The sequence below is a fragment of the Paenibacillus sp. FW104-T2 genome, assembly GCF_058789975.1.
Window position 1 is genome coordinate 211,483 of the sequence record NZ_JBYTCE010000008.1, and the last position, 19,265, is coordinate 230,747.

At 47.4% G+C, this 19,265-nt stretch carries 15 protein-coding genes; 4 read left to right on the plus strand and 11 right to left on the minus strand.

Features of this window, described 5'->3' with window-relative positions; genetic code table 11:
* Nucleotides 1–20: 20 nt before the first annotated feature.
* From AC3WQ3_RS12915 to AC3WQ3_RS12955, 9 genes are all read right to left on the minus strand, one after another.
* On the minus strand, nucleotides 21–851 hold the full coding sequence (locus tag AC3WQ3_RS12915) for a carbohydrate ABC transporter permease (RefSeq protein WP_127536299.1): 831 nt from the start codon (nucleotides 849–851) through the stop codon (nucleotides 21–23).
* Nucleotides 844–1,731: a carbohydrate ABC transporter permease gene (locus tag AC3WQ3_RS12920; RefSeq protein WP_095287984.1), complete on the minus strand. Its 888-nt coding sequence runs from the start codon at nucleotides 1,729–1,731 to the stop codon at nucleotides 844–846. The genes AC3WQ3_RS12915 and AC3WQ3_RS12920 overlap by 8 nt, the downstream gene beginning before the upstream one ends.
* 146 nt (nucleotides 1,732–1,877) lie before the next feature.
* Nucleotides 1,878–3,161 (minus strand): ABC transporter substrate-binding protein, encoded by a 1,284-nt coding sequence (locus AC3WQ3_RS12925; protein ID WP_492472464.1) that lies wholly within the window; start codon nucleotides 3,159–3,161, stop codon nucleotides 1,878–1,880.
* Between the two features lie 365 nt (nucleotides 3,162–3,526).
* Nucleotides 3,527–5,299 (minus strand): sensor histidine kinase, encoded by a 1,773-nt coding sequence (locus AC3WQ3_RS12930; RefSeq protein WP_095287876.1) that lies wholly within the window; start codon nucleotides 5,297–5,299, stop codon nucleotides 3,527–3,529.
* Nucleotides 5,300–5,317: 18 nt separating this feature from the next.
* Nucleotides 5,318–6,847: a response regulator transcription factor gene (locus AC3WQ3_RS12935; RefSeq protein ID WP_336779599.1), complete on the minus strand. Its 1,530-nt coding sequence runs from the start codon at nucleotides 6,845–6,847 to the stop codon at nucleotides 5,318–5,320.
* Nucleotides 6,848–7,199: 352 nt separating this feature from the next.
* On the minus strand, nucleotides 7,200–8,090 hold the full coding sequence (locus AC3WQ3_RS12940) for an SMP-30/gluconolactonase/LRE family protein (RefSeq protein WP_492472446.1): 891 nt from the start codon (nucleotides 8,088–8,090) through the stop codon (nucleotides 7,200–7,202).
* 14 nt (nucleotides 8,091–8,104) lie between these two features.
* A complete protein-coding gene (locus tag AC3WQ3_RS12945) occupies nucleotides 8,105–8,767 on the minus strand; it encodes an SGNH/GDSL hydrolase family protein (protein ID WP_492472447.1) in 663 nt (220 codons plus the stop codon).
* 47 nt (nucleotides 8,768–8,814) lie between these two features.
* Nucleotides 8,815–9,606 (minus strand): alpha/beta hydrolase, encoded by a 792-nt coding sequence (locus AC3WQ3_RS12950; protein ID WP_492472448.1) that lies wholly within the window; start codon nucleotides 9,604–9,606, stop codon nucleotides 8,815–8,817.
* 195 nt (nucleotides 9,607–9,801) lie between these two features.
* Complete coding sequence (locus tag AC3WQ3_RS12955; protein WP_492472449.1) at nucleotides 9,802–10,692, minus strand: AraC family transcriptional regulator; 891 nt, start codon at nucleotides 10,690–10,692, stop codon at nucleotides 9,802–9,804.
* Between the two features lie 95 nt (nucleotides 10,693–10,787).
* On the opposite strand from AC3WQ3_RS12955, the gene AC3WQ3_RS12960 reads away from it, so the two are divergent.
* From AC3WQ3_RS12960 to AC3WQ3_RS12970, 3 genes are all read left to right on the plus strand, one after another.
* Nucleotides 10,788–12,815: a beta-galactosidase gene (locus AC3WQ3_RS12960; protein ID WP_336779595.1), complete on the plus strand. Its 2,028-nt coding sequence runs from the start codon at nucleotides 10,788–10,790 to the stop codon at nucleotides 12,813–12,815.
* 447 nt (nucleotides 12,816–13,262) lie between these two features.
* Nucleotides 13,263–14,234: a helix-turn-helix transcriptional regulator gene (locus tag AC3WQ3_RS12965; RefSeq protein WP_336779594.1), complete on the plus strand. Its 972-nt coding sequence runs from the start codon at nucleotides 13,263–13,265 to the stop codon at nucleotides 14,232–14,234.
* Nucleotides 14,235–14,250: 16 nt separating this feature from the next.
* On the plus strand, nucleotides 14,251–14,931 hold the full coding sequence (locus AC3WQ3_RS12970; protein WP_492472450.1) for an AlkZ-related protein: 681 nt from the start codon (nucleotides 14,251–14,253) through the stop codon (nucleotides 14,929–14,931).
* 178 nt (nucleotides 14,932–15,109) lie between these two features.
* Here AC3WQ3_RS12970 and AC3WQ3_RS12975 read toward each other — a convergent pair whose 3' ends face one another.
* The gene (locus AC3WQ3_RS12975) at nucleotides 15,110–16,624 is read right to left on the minus strand and encodes a UxaA family hydrolase (protein ID WP_492472451.1); all 1,515 of its coding nucleotides are present in this window, start codon (nucleotides 16,622–16,624) and stop codon (nucleotides 15,110–15,112) included.
* On the minus strand, nucleotides 16,621–18,138 hold the full coding sequence (locus tag AC3WQ3_RS12980) for a tagaturonate reductase (protein WP_492472452.1): 1,518 nt from the start codon (nucleotides 18,136–18,138) through the stop codon (nucleotides 16,621–16,623). The genes AC3WQ3_RS12975 and AC3WQ3_RS12980 overlap by 4 nt, the downstream gene beginning before the upstream one ends.
* A gap of 192 nt (nucleotides 18,139–18,330) precedes the next feature.
* On the opposite strand from AC3WQ3_RS12980, the gene AC3WQ3_RS12985 reads away from it, so the two are divergent.
* Nucleotides 18,331–19,200 (plus strand): AraC family transcriptional regulator, encoded by an 870-nt coding sequence (locus tag AC3WQ3_RS12985; RefSeq protein WP_127536314.1) that lies wholly within the window; start codon nucleotides 18,331–18,333, stop codon nucleotides 19,198–19,200.
* The last annotated feature ends 65 nt before the right edge of the window (nucleotides 19,201–19,265 follow it).

Consider the following 19,265-nt stretch of genomic DNA (forward strand, 5'->3'; position numbering starts at 1 on the left):
AGATGACATCCACTATTCCATTATTTCACAGAACCAACCATACCAGCGACAAAGTGTTTCTGCATAATGAAGAACACTAATGCTGTAGGCAGCGTGGCGATTACGATTGCTGTCATGATCACCCCATAATCCGGCGAGTAGCTGGAGCCGAGATTGGAGATCAGCAATGGTATCGTTTGTTGATCAGGTGTCTGCAGCACAACGAGTGGCCACAGGTAGTTATTCCAACTGCTCATGAATGTAATGATCGCAGCTGCCGCATATGTTGTTTTCATTGTAGGCATATAGATCTTCAGGAAGATACCCAGTTCGCTAAGACCGTCAATCCGGCCTGCTTCGAGCATCTCTTTCGGGAACATTTTGGTGTTCTGACGGAAGAAGAAGATCAGGAACGCTGTTGTGATGGTTGGCAGAATCACTGCAGCCATCGTATTAATACCCATAAATGGTGCAATTCCCGAGATGGTTGCAAACATCCGATAGAGTGGTACCATCAAGGCTGCGAACGGAATCATCATGGAAAGCAGCAGGATGTTGAAGACAATGTCACGTGATTTTGTCCGGTACACTTCAAAGCCGTAACCAGCCATGGAACCAATCAACAGCGCAAGCACTGTGGAAATAACGGATACAATGGCCGAGTTGCCCAGTGCCTGTACCAGATTGGTCGTATCCAGCAGCTTCGTAAAGTTATCCAGGAAAGCCGAGCCGGGTAACAATCTGCCTCTGGTGACATCTACCGAAGCATTCGTGGAGCTGACGAGCATCCAGAAAAATGGGAAGATCGATATGAAGGCCACAAGGGACAAGAATACATAGGTGAAAATGCGTTTCACTTTGTTCTTAGCCATTTTTATCACCTGCCACTTTAAACTGGATGATGGACAATACAATAATCATCAGCACGATGGAATACGAAACGGTTGCCGCGTATCCGAAGTCCGGTGAATATTTGAACGAAAGGTTATAGATGTATTGCGAGATGGACATCGTTGCATTACCCGGTCCACCCTTGGTGATGTTCATGATCTCATCAAAGATTTGCAAGGTACCAATCGTTGATGTAATGGACGTGAACAGAATAATCGGTTTGAGCAATGGTACTGTAATTTTGAAAAATTGGGTAAATGCATTTGCACCATCAATCCGTGCTGCTTCATAGATCGATTGATCGATATTTTGCAGGGAAGACAGATAGAAAATCATGTTATATCCGGTCCAACGCCAAGTAACGGCGATTATGATCGTAATTTTAGCCCAGAACGGGTCGGTGATCCATTGAATCGGTTCAGCAATGACATGCAGATTCATCAGGAATTGATTGACCATTCCATCTGCAGAGAACAAATACTTGAATACAACAGAGTAGGCAACCAGTGAGGTTACACAAGGCAAAAAGATTGCAGTACGGAAAAAGCTGCGGAAGCGCAGTGTGCTGTCATTCAACAGAACGGAAATGAACAATCCGAGAATGATCATGACAGGGACTTGAATGATCAGATACAAAAATGTATTCGATACGGCGGTACGGAATGTTGTATCAATAAACAATCTTTTATAGTTATCGAGCCCCGTAAATTCAAGATTGGCACCCACGCCAGACTTGAAAGATAAGAGCAGTGCCTGCAGCATCGGATAGAAGTAGAATGCAACGATCCCGATGACAGCGAGCGAAATAAAAGCCCATCCAGTCAGATTATTTTTCTTTTGGAGACTGTCTCCTGTATTCATGGCTTTCACAGTATGGCTCCTCTCTCTCCATGCAACATGGATAGAACCCATGGAGCCTTCCACCATGTCCGGTCGGCAGTGTGCTTCGCCAGACGGTGGAACGGCTCCGATGCTTCCTTGGGTTCTATAAGTTACCGTGGATCATCTTAGTTTAATTGAGCTTCAGCTTGTTTTTGTGCATCAGCCAGAACGTCGTCGATCGCTTTGCCGTTCAGGAAGTTTTGCATTTCAACAACCAGAATGTCCTCGATTGCATATGTGTTAATACCGTAATTTACGCTAGGGATTTCTTCAGTCCATTTTGCGAAGTCTGCAAAGATTTTTTGTCCACCGAAGAACTCATCTGCTTTATCAAATGCTTCACCTTCAGTGGCCGGTTTGTAAGTTCCGATTGCGCCGATACCGTTAAGCAGGTCTTGATACAATTGTTTGTCAGAACCAAACGTGCTGCCCAAGAAGTCTGCTGCTTGATCTGCACCAGGAACATTGTTCATGACATACCAGGAGCTACCTCCAAGGTTGGATGCATGTACAGAGTTTGGTTGACCAGCCATTTTAGGAAGCGGAGCTACAGCCCATTGACCAGATTGGGATGCTTCTTGACGAACGGATGGTGTAATCCAGTTACCTGTTGGGATCGTGGCTACGTCACCATTGTTGAATGCTGCTACGAACTGGCTCCAGTCGGAGTTCAGTTTAACCACATTGGCATCCATCATTGCTTTGTAAGTAACAAATGCTTCTTTCAGTGCTTCATTTCCAGCCAGGTTCGGTGTTTTGCCATCCTCTTTGGAGTACCATGAACCTGCGGATTGAATCATCATACGAATCAGACCCAGGTCATTCGGATCAAGAGTGATCAGATCTTTACCTGTTTTTGCTTTTACATCTTTACCGATTTGGATGTAGTCATCCCACGTGATGTCTTGCAGATCTTCAGCTTTGTAACCAGCTTGCTCCAGCAGGTCTGTTCTGTAGTAGAGACCCGTTACACCGGAGTCAAATGGAACACCGTATTGTTTGCCGTCATAAGCTGTCGGTCCCAATTTGTAATCGGCGAAGTCAGAAGCCGTGAAGTTGGAAGACAGATCCTTGAAGGCATCCGGGTAAGCATTCAGGAAGCTTTGTGCACGGTAGTCTTCAATCAGTACGATGTTTGGAAGACCGTTGCTTGTTCCCGAGTTCAAACCTGTGTTGAGTTTTTGGATAATATCATTTTGTGCGTATTCAACAACGTTGATTTTTACATCAGGATGATCTTTAGCGTAAGCTTCTTTTGCTGTATTCAATGCAGCAATGTTGAACGATGGGTCCCAAGCCCAGATCGTAATCTCATTGGATGCTTTCTCACCCTCGCCAGCCGTGTTTCCTCCTCCACCGGAAGAACATGCGGACAACAGCAGGACAGTAACGAGCATCAATACCCACATTTTTTTCAAATCATTCAACTCCCCTTCAACCTCTTTGTGTGTAATTTGTTTGCGTTTTCTGAAAGCGGTTGCTTTCGATGTATTCATCTTATCATTCCCAAATCGGCATTCGTTAGTAATAATTTTGTACGGATTTGTCATCTTATTGCCACAATGAAAACCTTTACAGAAACCGTTTGCATTAAATTTGTTTTTTGGTAATTCCTTTTGATTTTGGAGCAGATCGAGCCAAAAATTTTACCATTAAAGCAAAACACCGCTTTCATTTATCAAAATAAAAAAAGACTTTCGTGTGGAGACCACTCCACAGAAAGACTTTTGATCCATGTTCGTTTGTAAGCTCATATGGCATCTGTGCCATTTCTTCAGCTTGTAATCAGTGGGAGTGTCACCGTCACTCTTGTCCCCTCGCCTGGGGTACTCATAATCGTCACACCATAAGGGGCACCATACAGCAGTTCAATCCGGTCATGCACATTACGAATGCCAATGCCGCTAAACAGCTGCCGATTATTTTTGGGATTAGGCAATGATTCGCCCATTGAGAACCCTTCAATACCATCTCCGTTATCCATGATCTCGCAGATGAGCGTTTCCCCTGCCCGAGAGACAAGAACATGAATGGTGCCGGTCTCTTTGCGGTTAAAGGCGTGGAAGAAGGCATTTTCAATAAACGGTTGGATGACAAGTTTGGGTACATGGTAGTGATTACAGTCGGGTGCTACATAGAAGGCCGCTTTGATTCGTCCACCATAACGGACATGATTGATGAAGACATAGTTCCTCAGGTTCTCCACTTCCTGCTCTACCGTTACCGTCTCGCTTACATCACTGATCGTATTTTGCAGTAAGGCAATCAATGCATTAATCGTCTCTGCTGCCCGATCCTTGTTCCCCTGCTGCACGAGTACCTTCACCGAAGCCAGAGTATTATACAGAAAATGAGGATTGATCTGGCTTTGTAATGCCGCAAGTTCTGCATTGCGCTGTTCCCGCTGGGTCAATACGAGCTGATCCACATAGTCATGAAGCTCATCAAGCATGTAATTGTACGCATGACCAAGCTGCCTGCTCTCATAACTTCCACTAACCGGAATGTAGTTATCGAGATCGCTTTTTGTAATATTGGACATTTGCTTCACGAGCCTGCGCAGCGACTTTGTAATCTGATTGGTGATTAGAAACACCAGTACAAGGGCCCCAGCCACAATGGCGGCACAAATCAAGGCAATGGTTTTGAGATCAAGCAATTGTCCCACAGCCTGATCCTTATCAACCACATTAATAATATAGAAACGGTAAAACGGCAGATATTCGGACAGAACCACGCTGTCCTGCTCCATTACCTTTGCGTTTATACCATTATTATCGCTCTTTGTGGCCATTTGTCTGGCGTAAGATAGAAGATCCAGCTGCTTCGTACCAATCCATTCTTCCCGGTTGGAGGACACAATTTCCCCGTTTTCATTGAGAATGACCACATCGTTGCCTCTGCTCGTGAAACTGCTGTAGAACTGACGGAACACACTCTCTTTGATGGTTACATAAAGCGTTCCGTAAATCCGGCTCTGGGTCCGATCCGCCAATGCTTTGGTAGCTGAGATCATCTGCTGCGTGCCAACGTCGGTGTCCGTTTGGTAATCGTCAAACATCAACCGATTCGGTGTCTTCACAGCGTCGATCGTAATCGGCAGTTCTCTCAATTCCTCCAGCGACATCCTCAGGTGGGACCGATCCGTAGAATAGGTGCGCCCATTAATTCCGCTGATCGTAATGCCGACCTCATAGGATTCCATAATGGACTGGATACGGTCCATCGATTCCCTCATATTATAATAGGACTTGGCCATCGTGAGAGAGTCCCCCTCTCCCTCCGACAGATAGCCGCGAATTGCCCCGCTTTGGCTTACGTTGTTGGAGACGGCCGCAATCGCATCATTAAAGGATTCGAAGGTGGTTTTAATCTGACTAAGCACCTTGGAGTTGGTGATGCTAAATGTCTCGGTAAACAGCTTCGTCGACATATGGACGGTAGTCCATAAAATAAGTACGGAAACGAGAACGATGCTTATCACCATGACGAGAAAAAGCTTGGGAAACAATCCGAGACGTGATAATCCGTTCATCCATTTCTTCATGATTTTTTCCTTCTGACTTTATGCCCAGAATTTCCGACGATATCGGCTTGGTGACAGTCCGGTAAATTTTTTGAACACTTTGCAGAAATAGCTGTGATCCGAATAGCCTACCATGCTGCTGATTTCGGAAATGGTAACATCATCCGATCGCAAGAGTTCTTCTGCCTTCTCAATGCGAATTTTGTTCAGATATTCGTTGAATCCTTCTTTTTTATGTGACGAAAAATAACTGGATAGATACGATGGATTAAAATGAAAATGCTTCGCAACTTCAGCGAGACCGAGCGGCTGATCGAAATGCTCATGCATATATTCAAGCAGCATCTTCATATTCGGGTCACTACGTTTTCCTCCATCACCAGCCGTGCATTCCTGCACTTCAAGCATGAACTGATCAAGCACCTGCATGGCTTCATTCAGACTTGAAGCTCCGTCCACATTTTTGAAATAAGTATACTTGCTCTCTTCCAGTGCCGAAGATTGTACGTCCATATCCGCAAGGGTAATCGTTACGTTGAAAATCAGATTGCCCAAAAAGGATTTGATCTCGAACACATCCGCAATGTAGTCACGTCCCAGGGTAAGGGCATGCTCTTTCAGATACTCCCTGGCTGACTCGGTACGATTCCGCTTCACGTGCTGCAAAAACATATTCACATTAAACTGGTAACCTGCCGTATGCAGTGGTGGAAGTTCGCTGAAGACAAGAATTGAACGGTCCTCATAATAAAAACGATATTCCATGAGTTTAATGAGTTGATTACGGTACACTTCACCCATCTGGTCAAAAGATGTAAAGCTGTCACTTAAGACCCAGCTGGGTCCTTTAATGCCCGCTCCATTTTCAATGGCCATCTCTTGGATCCGCCCGACCATCCAATCCTCTTTGGCAGGGTCTACATTCAGAAGGAATATAGGCATTTCACTCTCCACCGGTACCATGGCACATTCCACATCGGCAAGATAATTCAGCAGCTTGCTTTCGGTATCCTTCTGACCCAAGTGCGAATGCTTTCCGGAAACAAGGAGGCGAAAACAATGATGTGGAAACGTGTCCCTGACCATAGCCATATCTTTTTCGTCTTCCAATGCAAAACCGGATAGCATCTTCTCCATGAACTGTCCCAGCTTCCACCCTTCATTTGAGGGCTCATACTGCAGTTCGGGAATTTTTCCGGCCGTTCGCTGAAGTACCTGCAGCAGCTCGTCGGTGTCCAGCTTTGGTTTCAAAATGTAATCTGCAGCTCCATGCTGAAGCGTTGAACGCACATACTCGAATTCACTGAAGCTGCTGAGCACAATGACTTCAATCTGTGGCTGGCTCGCTTTAAGCGTTCGTACAAACGCTTCACCGTCCATGATTGGCATCACAATGTCGGTTATGACGATGTCCGGCTTGAGCAAACGTACCTGTTCCAGGCCTTCTTCGCCATTGGACGCTTCTCCGACAATCTGGAATCCTTCCGATTCCCAATTCATATGATGTTTGATCCCCTGGCGTACCAGAAACTCATCGTCAACAATCAGCACCTTGCACAACCGGTTCATGATCGCGACCCCCTTGTCTAATCTTTCCTCTATGTCTCTACAGGTTATACCTTTTTTATATCGGATATAACGGGTCCCCCGTGTTAGCGGTTACAACAATTTTAAAGTTTTGGTTCTCTCTTTATATCCCATAATCGTTGTTAAATCAATGGAAATTGAAAGCCAGACGTATTCCTGAACGAAAATCCACTTATTCATTTTACACTATATTTCGACAAAAAAAGAAGCCTTGGTTCACCTACAGACGGCCGGTGTTCCAGGACTTCTTATCATATCTTACGATCTAATTAAAGTTCAATGATTACTTGAACAAACCAAAACGCTTCATCGTACATTGAATTCCTGCTGTGATTTAATCGGCCTGATGTACACGGCCATAAGCATGGGTCTTCTGCCCTTTAACACCGGGCCTAATCACAAAGACAGAACCGGCATCGGGCGTCTCCACCAAACGTTCCTCACTAATGCCTATTCGCGCGGTTGTGATATAGAGATCCTCCAAGTTAGGCCCGCCAAAACAACAGGAGGTTACCTGGTCTGCAGGCACTTCAATCTGCTCCAGTAATTCTCCGTTATTCGGGTTCCACCGTGTCACTCTTGCGCCGCCCCAATGAGCAACCCACAGCATGCCCTCGCTATCCACCGTCATTCCGTCTGGAAAACCAAAGTCCTCCGGTACCGAAATAACACTCGTCCGATTCGTAATTTCACCTGCTGCGAGATCAAAATCAAATCGGTCAATGGAACGTGTAGGGGTATCGATATAGTACATCACTTGATCATCTGGGCTCCAGCCAAGTCCATTGGAGGTAGACACATCTCGGACCATGGTTCGAACCGGTTTGCCTTCCTCGAGACAATACAATGAGCCTGCTTTACTTTCATCATGCAAACTCATAGTACCCGCCCAGAACCGACCAAGGGAATCACACTTCCCATCATTGAATCGATTGGTGGCTTTGTCGCTCTCGGGATCCTCGATTGCCTTCAATTCTCCCGTGCTCAGATGGTAGGTATGGAACCCGCTTCGGAGTGCCACAACAACCTCATCGCCGCGATAGGGAACAACAGCACCCACATGTTCACCTACGTCGTAAGCCTGATCCTGGCCTGTTTGAGGATCATAGACATGTACCTTGTAACTTTCGATATCCACCCATAATAAACGATTGTGTTCTGCATCCCAGCTTGGACCTTCCCCCAGCCGTGCCGGGGTATGTACTGCAATGTTGAGCTTGCTCAAGCAATCACATCCTTTTATGATTTGGCGCCGCCTGACCATTCAAAACCGATGGCATCCAAAAATGCTTTGGACAAAATCATGTGGCCTGTTGCATCTGGATGAACACGGTCATAGGTCAGAACTGACGTATAGAAATGATCCCAGAACGGGACAAAAGCTGCCTGTGTATCCACCAAAATGGCATCAAACTCATTTGCTACCCTACGCACAGCTTCGCCATAGATATCCATCGTCGCGCGCATAGGATCTTCTGGATTGGCCTCAAGGTAATATGGAGTCATCAAGACAAGTCCTTTTAGATTGGGGCGAACAGAAGCCACAAGTTCTCTCAAAGTGGACTCATACTCTTCCAAAAACACACGCGAATCTGCGGAAAGTGGACGGTCGAACTGACGCCATACATCGTTGATGCCAATCATGATCGTCAACCAATCGGGCTTCAGATCAATAACATCACGGTCCCAGCGCTGCTTCAGATCGCGAATGGTATTCCCACTATTACCCACATTCTGAATACGCAGCATCAATTCCGGATAAATGGAACGCAAAAGTGCGTATACCTGTGCAACGTAACCATGTCCGAGTCCTGAACTGTCTTCACCTACAGGATGTTCACGACCACAGTCCGTGATGGAATCGCCGATAAAGAGCAGCTTGTCATTCTTTTGCAATTTCATAGTCGTATCTCCTTCGCCCTATAGCGCATTAAATGAGGGGTAAATGGTTACCATCCTTGATTTTTGAGCCAAGTCAGCAACAGATCCGACCACGCCCGAACAGCATGATCATCTTCAGCAAGGCCCAGACCATGCGATCCTTTTTCAAATACATGCAGATCATAAGGAATACCTTGGGCACCCAATGCAAGGGCATAACGCAAACTGTTCTCGACCGGCACGGCCTCGTCGTCACTTGTATGCCAGATAAATGCTTCAGGTGCGTCGGCTTTAACTTGCTGCTCTGCGCTAAATGCTCTAATCTGTTCAGGCGAGGCATTCGGGCCCAGCAGATTTTCGCGCGAACCAGCATGTCCATACGACTCCATCGTGATAACCGGATAACAGAGAATAACCCGATCCGGACGTGAGCTTTCACGCTCAATCGGATCTTCATGATTCGGCTGTCCCTTATCATACAGGGTACCCAGTGTAGCTGTAAGATGGCCGCCTGCAGAGAAACCGAGTACAGCAATTTTGGAAGGATTGATCCCAAATTCCTGGGCATGGGCGCGTACATATCGGATAGCACGCTGACCATCGGATAGTGGTGCCGGATGCTGGTGTGGCGCTACGCGGTATTTCAGCACAAATGCACTAATACCAGCGCGGTTGAGCAATTCGGCGATTGGGGCTCCTTCGTGATCTGCGAGAAACCCGTAACCGCCGCCGGGACAGACAATGACAGCGCTCTCGGAACCAGGCTGAATAAAAGGGATAAGATGGGGCATTTCTTCTTCATGCCCTTTAGCCGCATGAGGTGCTGCGTGATCCCATAATGGAATGGTTGTTGTTGTCAACTTCTATCATCCTCTCTTAGTAGAACGGATACGATCATCCGCTTTCGTTTTCCAATTGAAGGAATCGATATCATCATACGGCAACTGCCCCCGTGCATCAATACCTTCCTGGCATGACTTTTGTTCATAGGCTCATCGCGGGGAAGAAACAAGGGTCAGATATCGTAATCAAGAGCCGTACTCCTCCCTACTTCGCTATAAATATAACGTTCGAAACTGCTCAGGTGTTACACCTTCAATTCGCCGAAATGTCGCTACAAAATGGCTCGCATCGCGAAACCCGACACGCGCAGCCGTCTCCTTCACAGTCAATTTGCTGTTCCCTGTCATCCATTCCTTGGATTTGCGAATCCGCAGAAGAATAAAATAGCTGTAGGCCGTCATGCCGAATGATTGTTTAAACAACGTATTCAAATGCCTTGGTGTAATTCCTGGCACGGCAGCCATCTGTTCCAGGCCAATATCGGGATCTGCATAATGCTGGTCCATGAATGCAATGAGCGGTGCTAGCCGTTCCACGGCATGCGAGATGGATGATCGGCTGCCGGTCTTGCCGTGTTTCTTGAGCAGGATCAAAAAGCGGTACATATCGGCGGAAGCTTCCAGACCGGACAAGTCCTGGTCGCTACTGATGGAATCCAGCACCTTCCTGCCGTAGTTCTCCAGCGGGCTTCCAGCATCCCATTGATGAAGTGCCGCCTCTCCAAGTCCAAGTGCCTCGGCAATGGCTGGACACTGGGATCCGCCAAACGTAATATAGAGCGTTTCCCACTCCCCTAATGAAGGTACATATTCATGCGGCTCATTCGGAGGCAGGAGAATTCCGGAGCCTTCACCGAGGACTACAGTTGAACCGGCAAAATGAAACTCCCCAGCTCCCTTCACCGTCTGAAGCCAGTGATAACAAGGATAGCCTGCAGGCCTACGTACATTCTCCTGATTGCCGTTATAACCAATGCTTTCGATATACAGCGGGAGCGGCTCTTCGCGCGGCGTCATGAAATATCTTCGATGGGTTGGTGAGATTAACATGGTGTTCTCCTCTCGATGGTAAGCGTCCAGCCAATACAAAGCTGCTTCTCTCATTTCCATATTCTTATATGAATCATTACTTTTCTTATATTTTAAAAGCTATTTGAATCATATAATATACAATTATTCTTATACAAGAGGTGAATATATTGATTAGCAGTAAATTACCCAAAATGTTCTATGGCGGTGACTACAACCCTGAACAATGGGATCACGAGACCCATCTTGAAGACCTGCGCATGTTTAAACTGGCAGGGATTGATATTGCCACAATTAACGTTTTCTCCTGGGCTCTGATTCAGCCTGATGAGGTAACCTATAGATTTGAAGAATTGGATCAATTAATTAACAGTCTCTATGAAAACGGTGTCTATGTTTGTCTGGCTACCAGCACGGCTGCTCATCCAGCGTGGATGGCCAAAAAATATCCGGATGTACTGCGTGTGGATGCAGATGGACGCAAACGCAAATTTGGCGGACGCCATAATTCCTGTCCAAACAGCCCAACCTATCGCAAATATTCGGAGAAAATTGCCGATAAACTGGCGGAACGCTACAAAGACCATCCGGCTGTTCTGGTATGGCACATTTCCAACGAATACGGTGGAGACTGCTATTGCGACAACTGTGAGAAAGCCTTCCGTGTGTATCTGAAAGAGCGTTACAAGACTCTCGATCAGCTCAATCAAGCATGGAACACCAACTTCTGGGGTCACACCTTCTATGACTGGGACGAAATCGTTCTGCCAAGCAATCTGAGTGAGCACTGGGGTAACAACAACTCGACGTTCCAGGGCATCTCCCTTGATTACTCCCGCTTCAACTCCGACAGCATGCTTGACTGTTACCGTTTGGAATATGATGCGATCAAGAAGCATGTCCCTGATTCCGTCGTAACCACGAACCTGATGGGATTCTTCAAGCAGCTCGATTATTTCAAATGGGCCAAATATATGGATATCATCTCCTGGGACAGCTATCCGGGCCTTGCCACGCCATTCAGCTTCACCGCCATGGCACATGATCTGATGCGCGGGCTGAAAGATGGTCAGCCATTCATGCTTATGGAACAGACACCAAGCCAGCAAAACTGGCAGCCGTACAACTCGCTGAAGCGTCCTGGGGTAATGCGACTGTGGAGCTATCAGACGATTGCACATGGCGCAGACACCATTATGTTCTTCCAGCTTCGCCGCTCCATCGGTGCATGCGAGAAGTATCATGGTGCGGTCATCGAGCACGTCGGACACGAGAATACACGTGTATTCCGCGAAGTTGCCCAGCTTGGCAAGGAGCTGCAATTGCTCGGTGACAAAACACTAGATGCTACGGTGGAATCCAAAGTGGCGATTGTGTTTGACTGGGATAACTGGTGGGCCATCGAGAAATCCAGCGGTCCTACCGTTGCCCTGAATTATGTGGATCAAATTCACAAATATTACGCTGCCTTTTTCCGCCGCAATATCCAAGTGGATATTGTCAGCGTGGATACCGATCTTAGCAAGTATGATATTGTTCTTGCTCCGGTACTTTATATGGTCAAACCAGGATTTGCCGCCAAACTGGAGAAGTTTGTTGAAGCCGGGGGAACGTTCCTGACCACATTCTTCAGCGGCATTGTCAATGAGAGTGACCTCGTCACTACAGGTGGTTATCCAGGTGAACTTCGTAAGCTGCTTGGAATCTGGGTCGAAGAGATCGACGCTCTGCTCCCTGAGCAGAAAAACAGTATCGTGCTGAAAGACACGTATGGTGATCTTCAAGGCAAATATGAATGCGGCATGCTGTGTGACCTGCTGCACAGTGAAGGTGCTGAAGTTATCGCCGAGTATGGGGATGATTTCTATCAAGGTATGCCTGTCGTAACCCGCAACACGTTCGGTCAGGGGGAAGCATGGTATGTGGCTTCCGATCCGGAAGAACGCTTCCTGGATGGCCTGCTGGGACAGCTTGCGGCAGCCAAAAACATCCACCCTTTGCTCGAAACGCCAGATGGTGTGGAAGTAAGCGCACGTACAAAAGACGGCAAGCAGTACCTCTTCGTCATGAACCACAATGCGACCACTCAGTCGTATGAACTTGGAAATGATAAGGCACAGGACCTCTTAACGGATCGCGAACTTTCGGGTAGTGTGGAGATTGAGGGCCGCGGTGTTCAACTGCTTGAGATGAAGTGAGTTCGAGATGCAGTGATCCTATCTGTGTTGAAAAAGATAAAAAACAGAACGATTGGTAACCACTCGATACAACCTGTTACGAATTAATCTTAACACTCATGCTTTTTCTTAAAAATTACGTAAATCTCAATCGATTAAGCTAGATATAAGCTTCTTTTCATCATACTAGCTGCTACTAACCGTATCCGTATAACCGGATACGGTTTTTTTGCCAATTTCGTGGAGTTTTGGTGAGAAGGAAATATTACTCCATAGGGCGAATTTGGACGAGACACATATTATAAGGGCCCCTGCCGGAAAAGAGCTCCCTCATTCACCATTACTCAGCAAAATTAAAGGCATACATATGATTGGTGACACCCAAGATGTCACTAATTGGCTGCTACAATGGCTTTAGCACTCCGGCAACCTTTCCGGCGGCCTAACTCTCGAAACGGAGTGGCTGACATGAACAAAATAAATCGGCTTGCTGCCATCGTCATGGCATTACAGCACGGACTGGAAACAGCACATTCACTGGCAGACAAGTTTGAAGTGTCCCGTCGTACCATTTTGCGAGATATCCAGTCCCTCTCCGAGATGAACGTGCCGATTATTGCAATTTCCGGCCCTGGAGGTGGCTTTCGGCTTATGGAGGGTTATGTGCTGCCTCCACTGCAGCTGGATCCGGTGGAAGCAGCAACGCTCATATTCGCTCTTGAGGGAATTAGCCATTATGCAGATACACCTTTTCAAGAGAAACGCTGGACGGTTATGGATAAAATCAAAGGTATTATTCCGGATGACGTCATGGCTCGAATCGATCCCATGCTCAAACAGTTGAATCACTGTATCCCGGAGCGCAACTATATTCTTCATCATCTGGAACCGCTCCTTGCATGCATTCCTGAACAGGGTTGGTTGCGTATCCTGTATCGTTCGGCTTCACGCCAGCGCTGGATCCATATCCGTCCGATCCGCATTTATGCTTCTGCAGGATTCTGGTACTGTGATGCATATTCGGAGGAACATGGGGAACAGCGTGTGTTTCGAGTAGACCGGATTCTGGAAGCTGAGTCTATTGACTCCTCCAAAACCGAACAGTTAACGATAGATGCCGAACATGAATTGATCCAGCCTCGCACTTTGGCAAAACCTGCCGTTCGTATCAGAGCACGTTTAAGCTACTGCGCCATGGTTGAGGCAGAACAAGACAGGCACATTGGTGAGAAATTGACAGAGATTGCCCCAGATCTCTGGGAGCTTTCTTTCCTCTGTCCAGCAGACCAATGGGAGTGGGCTGTTCGTTTCTTTTATCGTCTGGGCCGTGAAGCCGAAGTCATTGAACCCGAGGAACTCCGCAGCGAGATCAGGCAGCATGCCGAGGACGTGTGCCGACTGTATGTGTGTGCTAACCCTAATTCCTGTACAACTACATAAAAGGAGATGCCTAACCATGATTACCGAGCCGATTGTAACCTATGAGGAAGCTGTCCAGCGTATACAGACTGCGGGATTGCTTCCACTCGCACCGTTATTTCCTGACTTTCCTTCTCTATCTTCGTTAACGCCATCGGAAAATTGGCATACTGATTCTCCTCTCGATCCCTGGCTGTGGCGTTCACGCCTGGCTGAAGAAGGCGCTGCTGCATACGGCAAATTTGTCAAAAAGAAAGCCATCCTCATCTCCCGCGAATGTTTCCCTTGGGTGCACCGGTTGCTATCTGACAGCAGAACCATTCAGGAGCAATATGATGCCGGCCTGCTCTCCCGTGACGCATTCAAGCTCTATGAGCGAATCGAAGATCAGGAAGGCATTGATGGACGGGCATTACGTGCACAGGCTGGTTTCGGCGCCAAGGAAGATAAGAAGGCATTTGACCAAGGGCTACTGGATCTTCAAGGCAGTACAGACGTTGTCATTAGCGGAACCAAGGAAAAGGAAGGTCTTGCAGAAGGCAAGGTGGCCTGGAACAGTTCTTCCTATGAGACGGCAGGTCACTGGATGAGCCGTCAGGGTATCGAACCTTTTAAAGGCAGCATCGCAGAAGCACGTGACCTTTTACTGGACAAGCTCGTTGAACACACGACTGAGGCTGGACTGATAAAAATCAAAAAGGCGTTTGGCATCGTATAGACCGACGTCTTGCACTTAAGGTACACTCCGCCAATAGAAACAGGGCATTTGAGATTTCGAATATGCATACCTATACACAACGAAAATCCCGGAGGCCACATCACCAATGCCTACCGGGATTTTGAATGAGTTAATAAAGATATGCTATGCCAAGGAATCAAGGAATGGAATGTATATTCTATAGGATTACACCATCTTTGAATATGGCAATTTCCCTGAACCCATGCTGCTCACTAAGTGTCTGAGCACGTCCTGAGGCAATGTCAATCAACTGGCTGAAGAGCTGAACTTTCACGTCATCCATCGTCCGGCCTTCGAGCAGTTGACCTGCGTTGAAGTCGATCCAATGTTTTTTTCGATTCGCCAGATCCGATTGCGTTGCAATCTTGACCGTAGGAACCGGACCTCCGAATGGGGTCCCCCTTCCTGTAGTAAACAGTACAATGTGAGCACCTGCAGCTGACAATGCCGTGACGGACACCAAGTCATTGCCAGGCGCCTCTACAATGTTCAAGCCGGTTTGGGTTACACGTTTTCCATAACGAAGCACATCAACGACCGAAGAACGACCGCCTTTTTGAGTACAGCCCAATGATTTCTCTTCAAGTGTCGTTATGCCACCGGCTTTGTTACCAGGGGAAGGATTCTCATATATGTTCTGCCCATGGTTTACAAAGTATTGCTTGAATCCGTTAATCAAATCCACCAAATCACCGAAAACCTGTTCATTTGCAGCCCGATTCATCAAAATGGTCTCTGCCCCGAACATCTCTGGCACTTCGGTCAGAATGGCCGTCCCTCCTGCAGCAACCAGCATATCGGCAACCGAGCCCACTAGCGGATTGGCAGTGATGCCGGATAAACCATCTGAACCGCCACACTTCAATCCGATTTTGAGCTTGCTAAGTGGCAGCGGCTGGCGCTGTTCCAGCTCGGCAATCTCCACCAGCTCTTCCATCAGACGCAAACCCTCTTCAAGTTCATCATCTGCTTCCTGTGCCTTGAGAAAACGGACCTTCCCCTGATATTCAGGTGCGATGCATTCGCGGAACTGGTCGACCTGATTATTTTCACAGCCCAATCCAATAACCAATACACCGCCTGCATTTGGATGTTCGACGAGGGAAGCCAGCAGCTGCTGGGTATACTTCAGATCATCGCCAAGCTGCGAGCAGCCGAATGGATGAGGGAAATGGTACACGCCGTCCACCCTGCTGCCGAACTGTGATTGCCCCATACGTGCCAATGCCTCGCATACCTTGTTGATGCATCCTACCGTATTAACGATCCATATTTCATTGCGTATACCTGCCTCCCCATTAGGGCGCAAATAACCTTCAAATGTCCGTAAATGTTCCGGGGGCATATCGGCTTGAACGGATGCACCAGGCTGATACTCATATTCCAGTAATCCATGCAGCCCTGTTTTCAGATTATGGCTATGAATCCAGTTCCCCTGTTCAATCCGTTCCTTGGCAATACCGATGGAGAAGCCATATTTCAGGACATCATCACCTGGTTCGATTCCATGTATAGCGATTTTATGTCCTTTGGGCACATCATCAAGCAGTGTAAATGAAACCCCGTCAGGGAGGTTGACCGTTTCTCCCTTTGTGTAATCACGAAGAGCTATGATCACATCATCCTGCGGCTGTATGGCAATCCAGTCATGCGTTGTACTTGTTGTATTCATTTCGTCTCACCTTCCAGTAAAACGATCTCATCAAGAAGCGCTTCGCGCAGTCCTCTTCGCTCATTCAGATTCTCTCCCCAAATGGTTGAATCCGACAATACGGCAGCAAGCCTGTCGTTCAACTGCTGACGGTCCCTTCGGAGTGAATCATAGTTCTCCCAGTGTGCAGTTAGGGCTGCAAGAACATCCGGGTCGTCCCTCAGCACAACGGATTCACCGTTGAAGCGATGGCCGTGGTATCCGTCTAACGTATTCACCGGGCGGTACAATAACAACAGTCCGGCAAACCCACGAACCAGGCGTGTCGGCCAGCTGTTCTGAGTTTGTTCATAAGATAATAAGGTAGGCAGAACACGCACCTTGAATTTGCCAATGGTATTTAACGCAATATCTTGAAGCTTATGATTGATATAGGGATTGAGGAATCGTTCGAATACCTCTTCAGCGTACTGGTCAAGTTGATGATCCGGCATATCCAGCGCAGGCACAATTTCCTGATGCACGGCTTCCCTGATCCATGGTCCAAATTCGGGATCCTCCATCGTTTCCCTCACATACTGCTTGCCTTGAAGAATGCCAAGAGAGGACATCAAGGTATGTGCGCCATTCAAAATACGAACTTTTCGCACCTGATAAGGCTTGAGATCTTTGACCCAGTGAACATTGAGTCCAGCCTGCTTCAGCGGCAATCTCTTGTCCAGTCCCTCATCAGCCTGGATGGCCCAGAAATGATAAGGCTCTGCCGTGTTAATCAGTTGATCCTCATAACCCCAGCGCCCTGCCAAAGTGTCGGCTTCTTCCTGAGCTGGCGCACCCGTCACGATTCGGTCAACCAAATTGTTCAGGAACAGGTTATGGTCTTTAATCCAATTACGGAATGCATCGGAATAGCCGAAGTCCTCACTGTGACGCAATACGCAGCTGCGCAGAACATCACCATTCCCTTCGAGCAATTCACATGGCAGATGAATCAATCCTCTCGAAGGATCACCCTCAAACCGTATATAACGCTGATGGAGAAACACGGTCAGCTTGCCTGGAAATGAAGAAATAGGCTCTCCTTCCACGTAATCCGACTGAATATATTTTAATCCCGACTCCGTCGTATTGGAGATAACAAACTCCAGTGAAGGAAGCTCGGCCAGTTCCAAAAATGCCTGCCATTCTTCATAAGGATTCATGCACTGGGAAAAGATCGAAATCATCTCGGTGCGCTCCACGGCTTTACCTTGAGAAAGACCTCGGGTAATCATGGTATACAGTCCATCCTGATCCCGGATCTGCTCCAGCTTCGCCTTGCCCCCTGGCCTTGGCTGGGTAACCACCACACTGCCATGGAATTTGCCTTGTCTAGCACTCTCATGAAGCATCCAGTCCACAAATCCCCGCAAAAAGTTACCTTCTCCAATCTGCAGTACCTTAACGGGACGATCCATGATTTCCTTGCACTTTCGCTGTCCGTCGTTTCCCAACAGATTCAGCTTGAGTCTTGGTCGTTTGGTGCTCGCCGACATGCACACTCACCTCATCATTTATTTGTGATCATCCGAATCCGATTTCATCTGTTATATTCATTAATTGAAAACGCTTTAAATTCATTGTATCATCAAAAAAAGGAAATTAAATTGCTTATATTGCGTTAAATATACTCTTTCATGACCAGGCGTGATCTACCGTGTATTAATTAGCTTTAGAAAGGAGTCCTTATGGCACGCTCGCCCGTTCGCACAACCATCCAGTCAGATTCAGGCATTCCCTTTCGACTGGTCTATGCAGATACGAAAGCTCCCCAGAATGAACTGCCGGATCATCTGCATGATTGGCATGAAATCATTTACGTATATCGCGGTCAAGGGACCATTTTTATTGATACGGGTCTTGAAGACATGCAGACAGGGGATTTATTCATCATTCCTGGCAGTACAGTGCACCGGGCTTTGCCGGACGAGATTAATCCTGTAACCTCTTCAGCTCTGTTTTTCAGTCCCGGATTACTGACTGCAGCTGCAGGAGGCAGTGCTTCAGTCCTGCTCTCCCTGTTTGAGCGATGCCGCAGACGCAGGGTTTATAAAAGACACCTGACCCCGGAGGAACAAGCCAAAGTGACTGCGTTTATTGAAGAAATCCATGCCGAATTCCAGATGGAGAATCAGCTAAGCGCCCATGCAGCCCTGCTTCGGCTTCAACTGCTGCTCATATTTCTTGAACGTCTCGAGGACGCTGGTCCTGCCCGCTCTGTTCATTCCAGTTCCGGTCCGAGCTGGCTGTCAGCCACCCTGTCCAATATTGACGATAAACTTCGCAGCGGCCTTTCCTTGTCAGACCTTGCTCTGCAGGCAGCAGTATCCCCTGCCCATTTCAGCCGGGCGTTCAAAAAATATACCGGCATGACGCTAACCGATTATGCCCTAGCCCGCCGGGTGATCATGGCGAAGGAGCATCTGCTTCGGAACGATGACACCATGGCATCTGTAGCGGATGCCTGTGGCTTTGAGAGCCTGCCCCATTTTTATCGGCAATTCAAAAAAATTACGGGCACCACGCCTGCGGCTTACCGCAGAACGATGAATGGTTGATTTGCAAAAGTGTAACATATTCTTCCATACAGCCCTTGTGGTATGATAAAACGGAATAACAATGT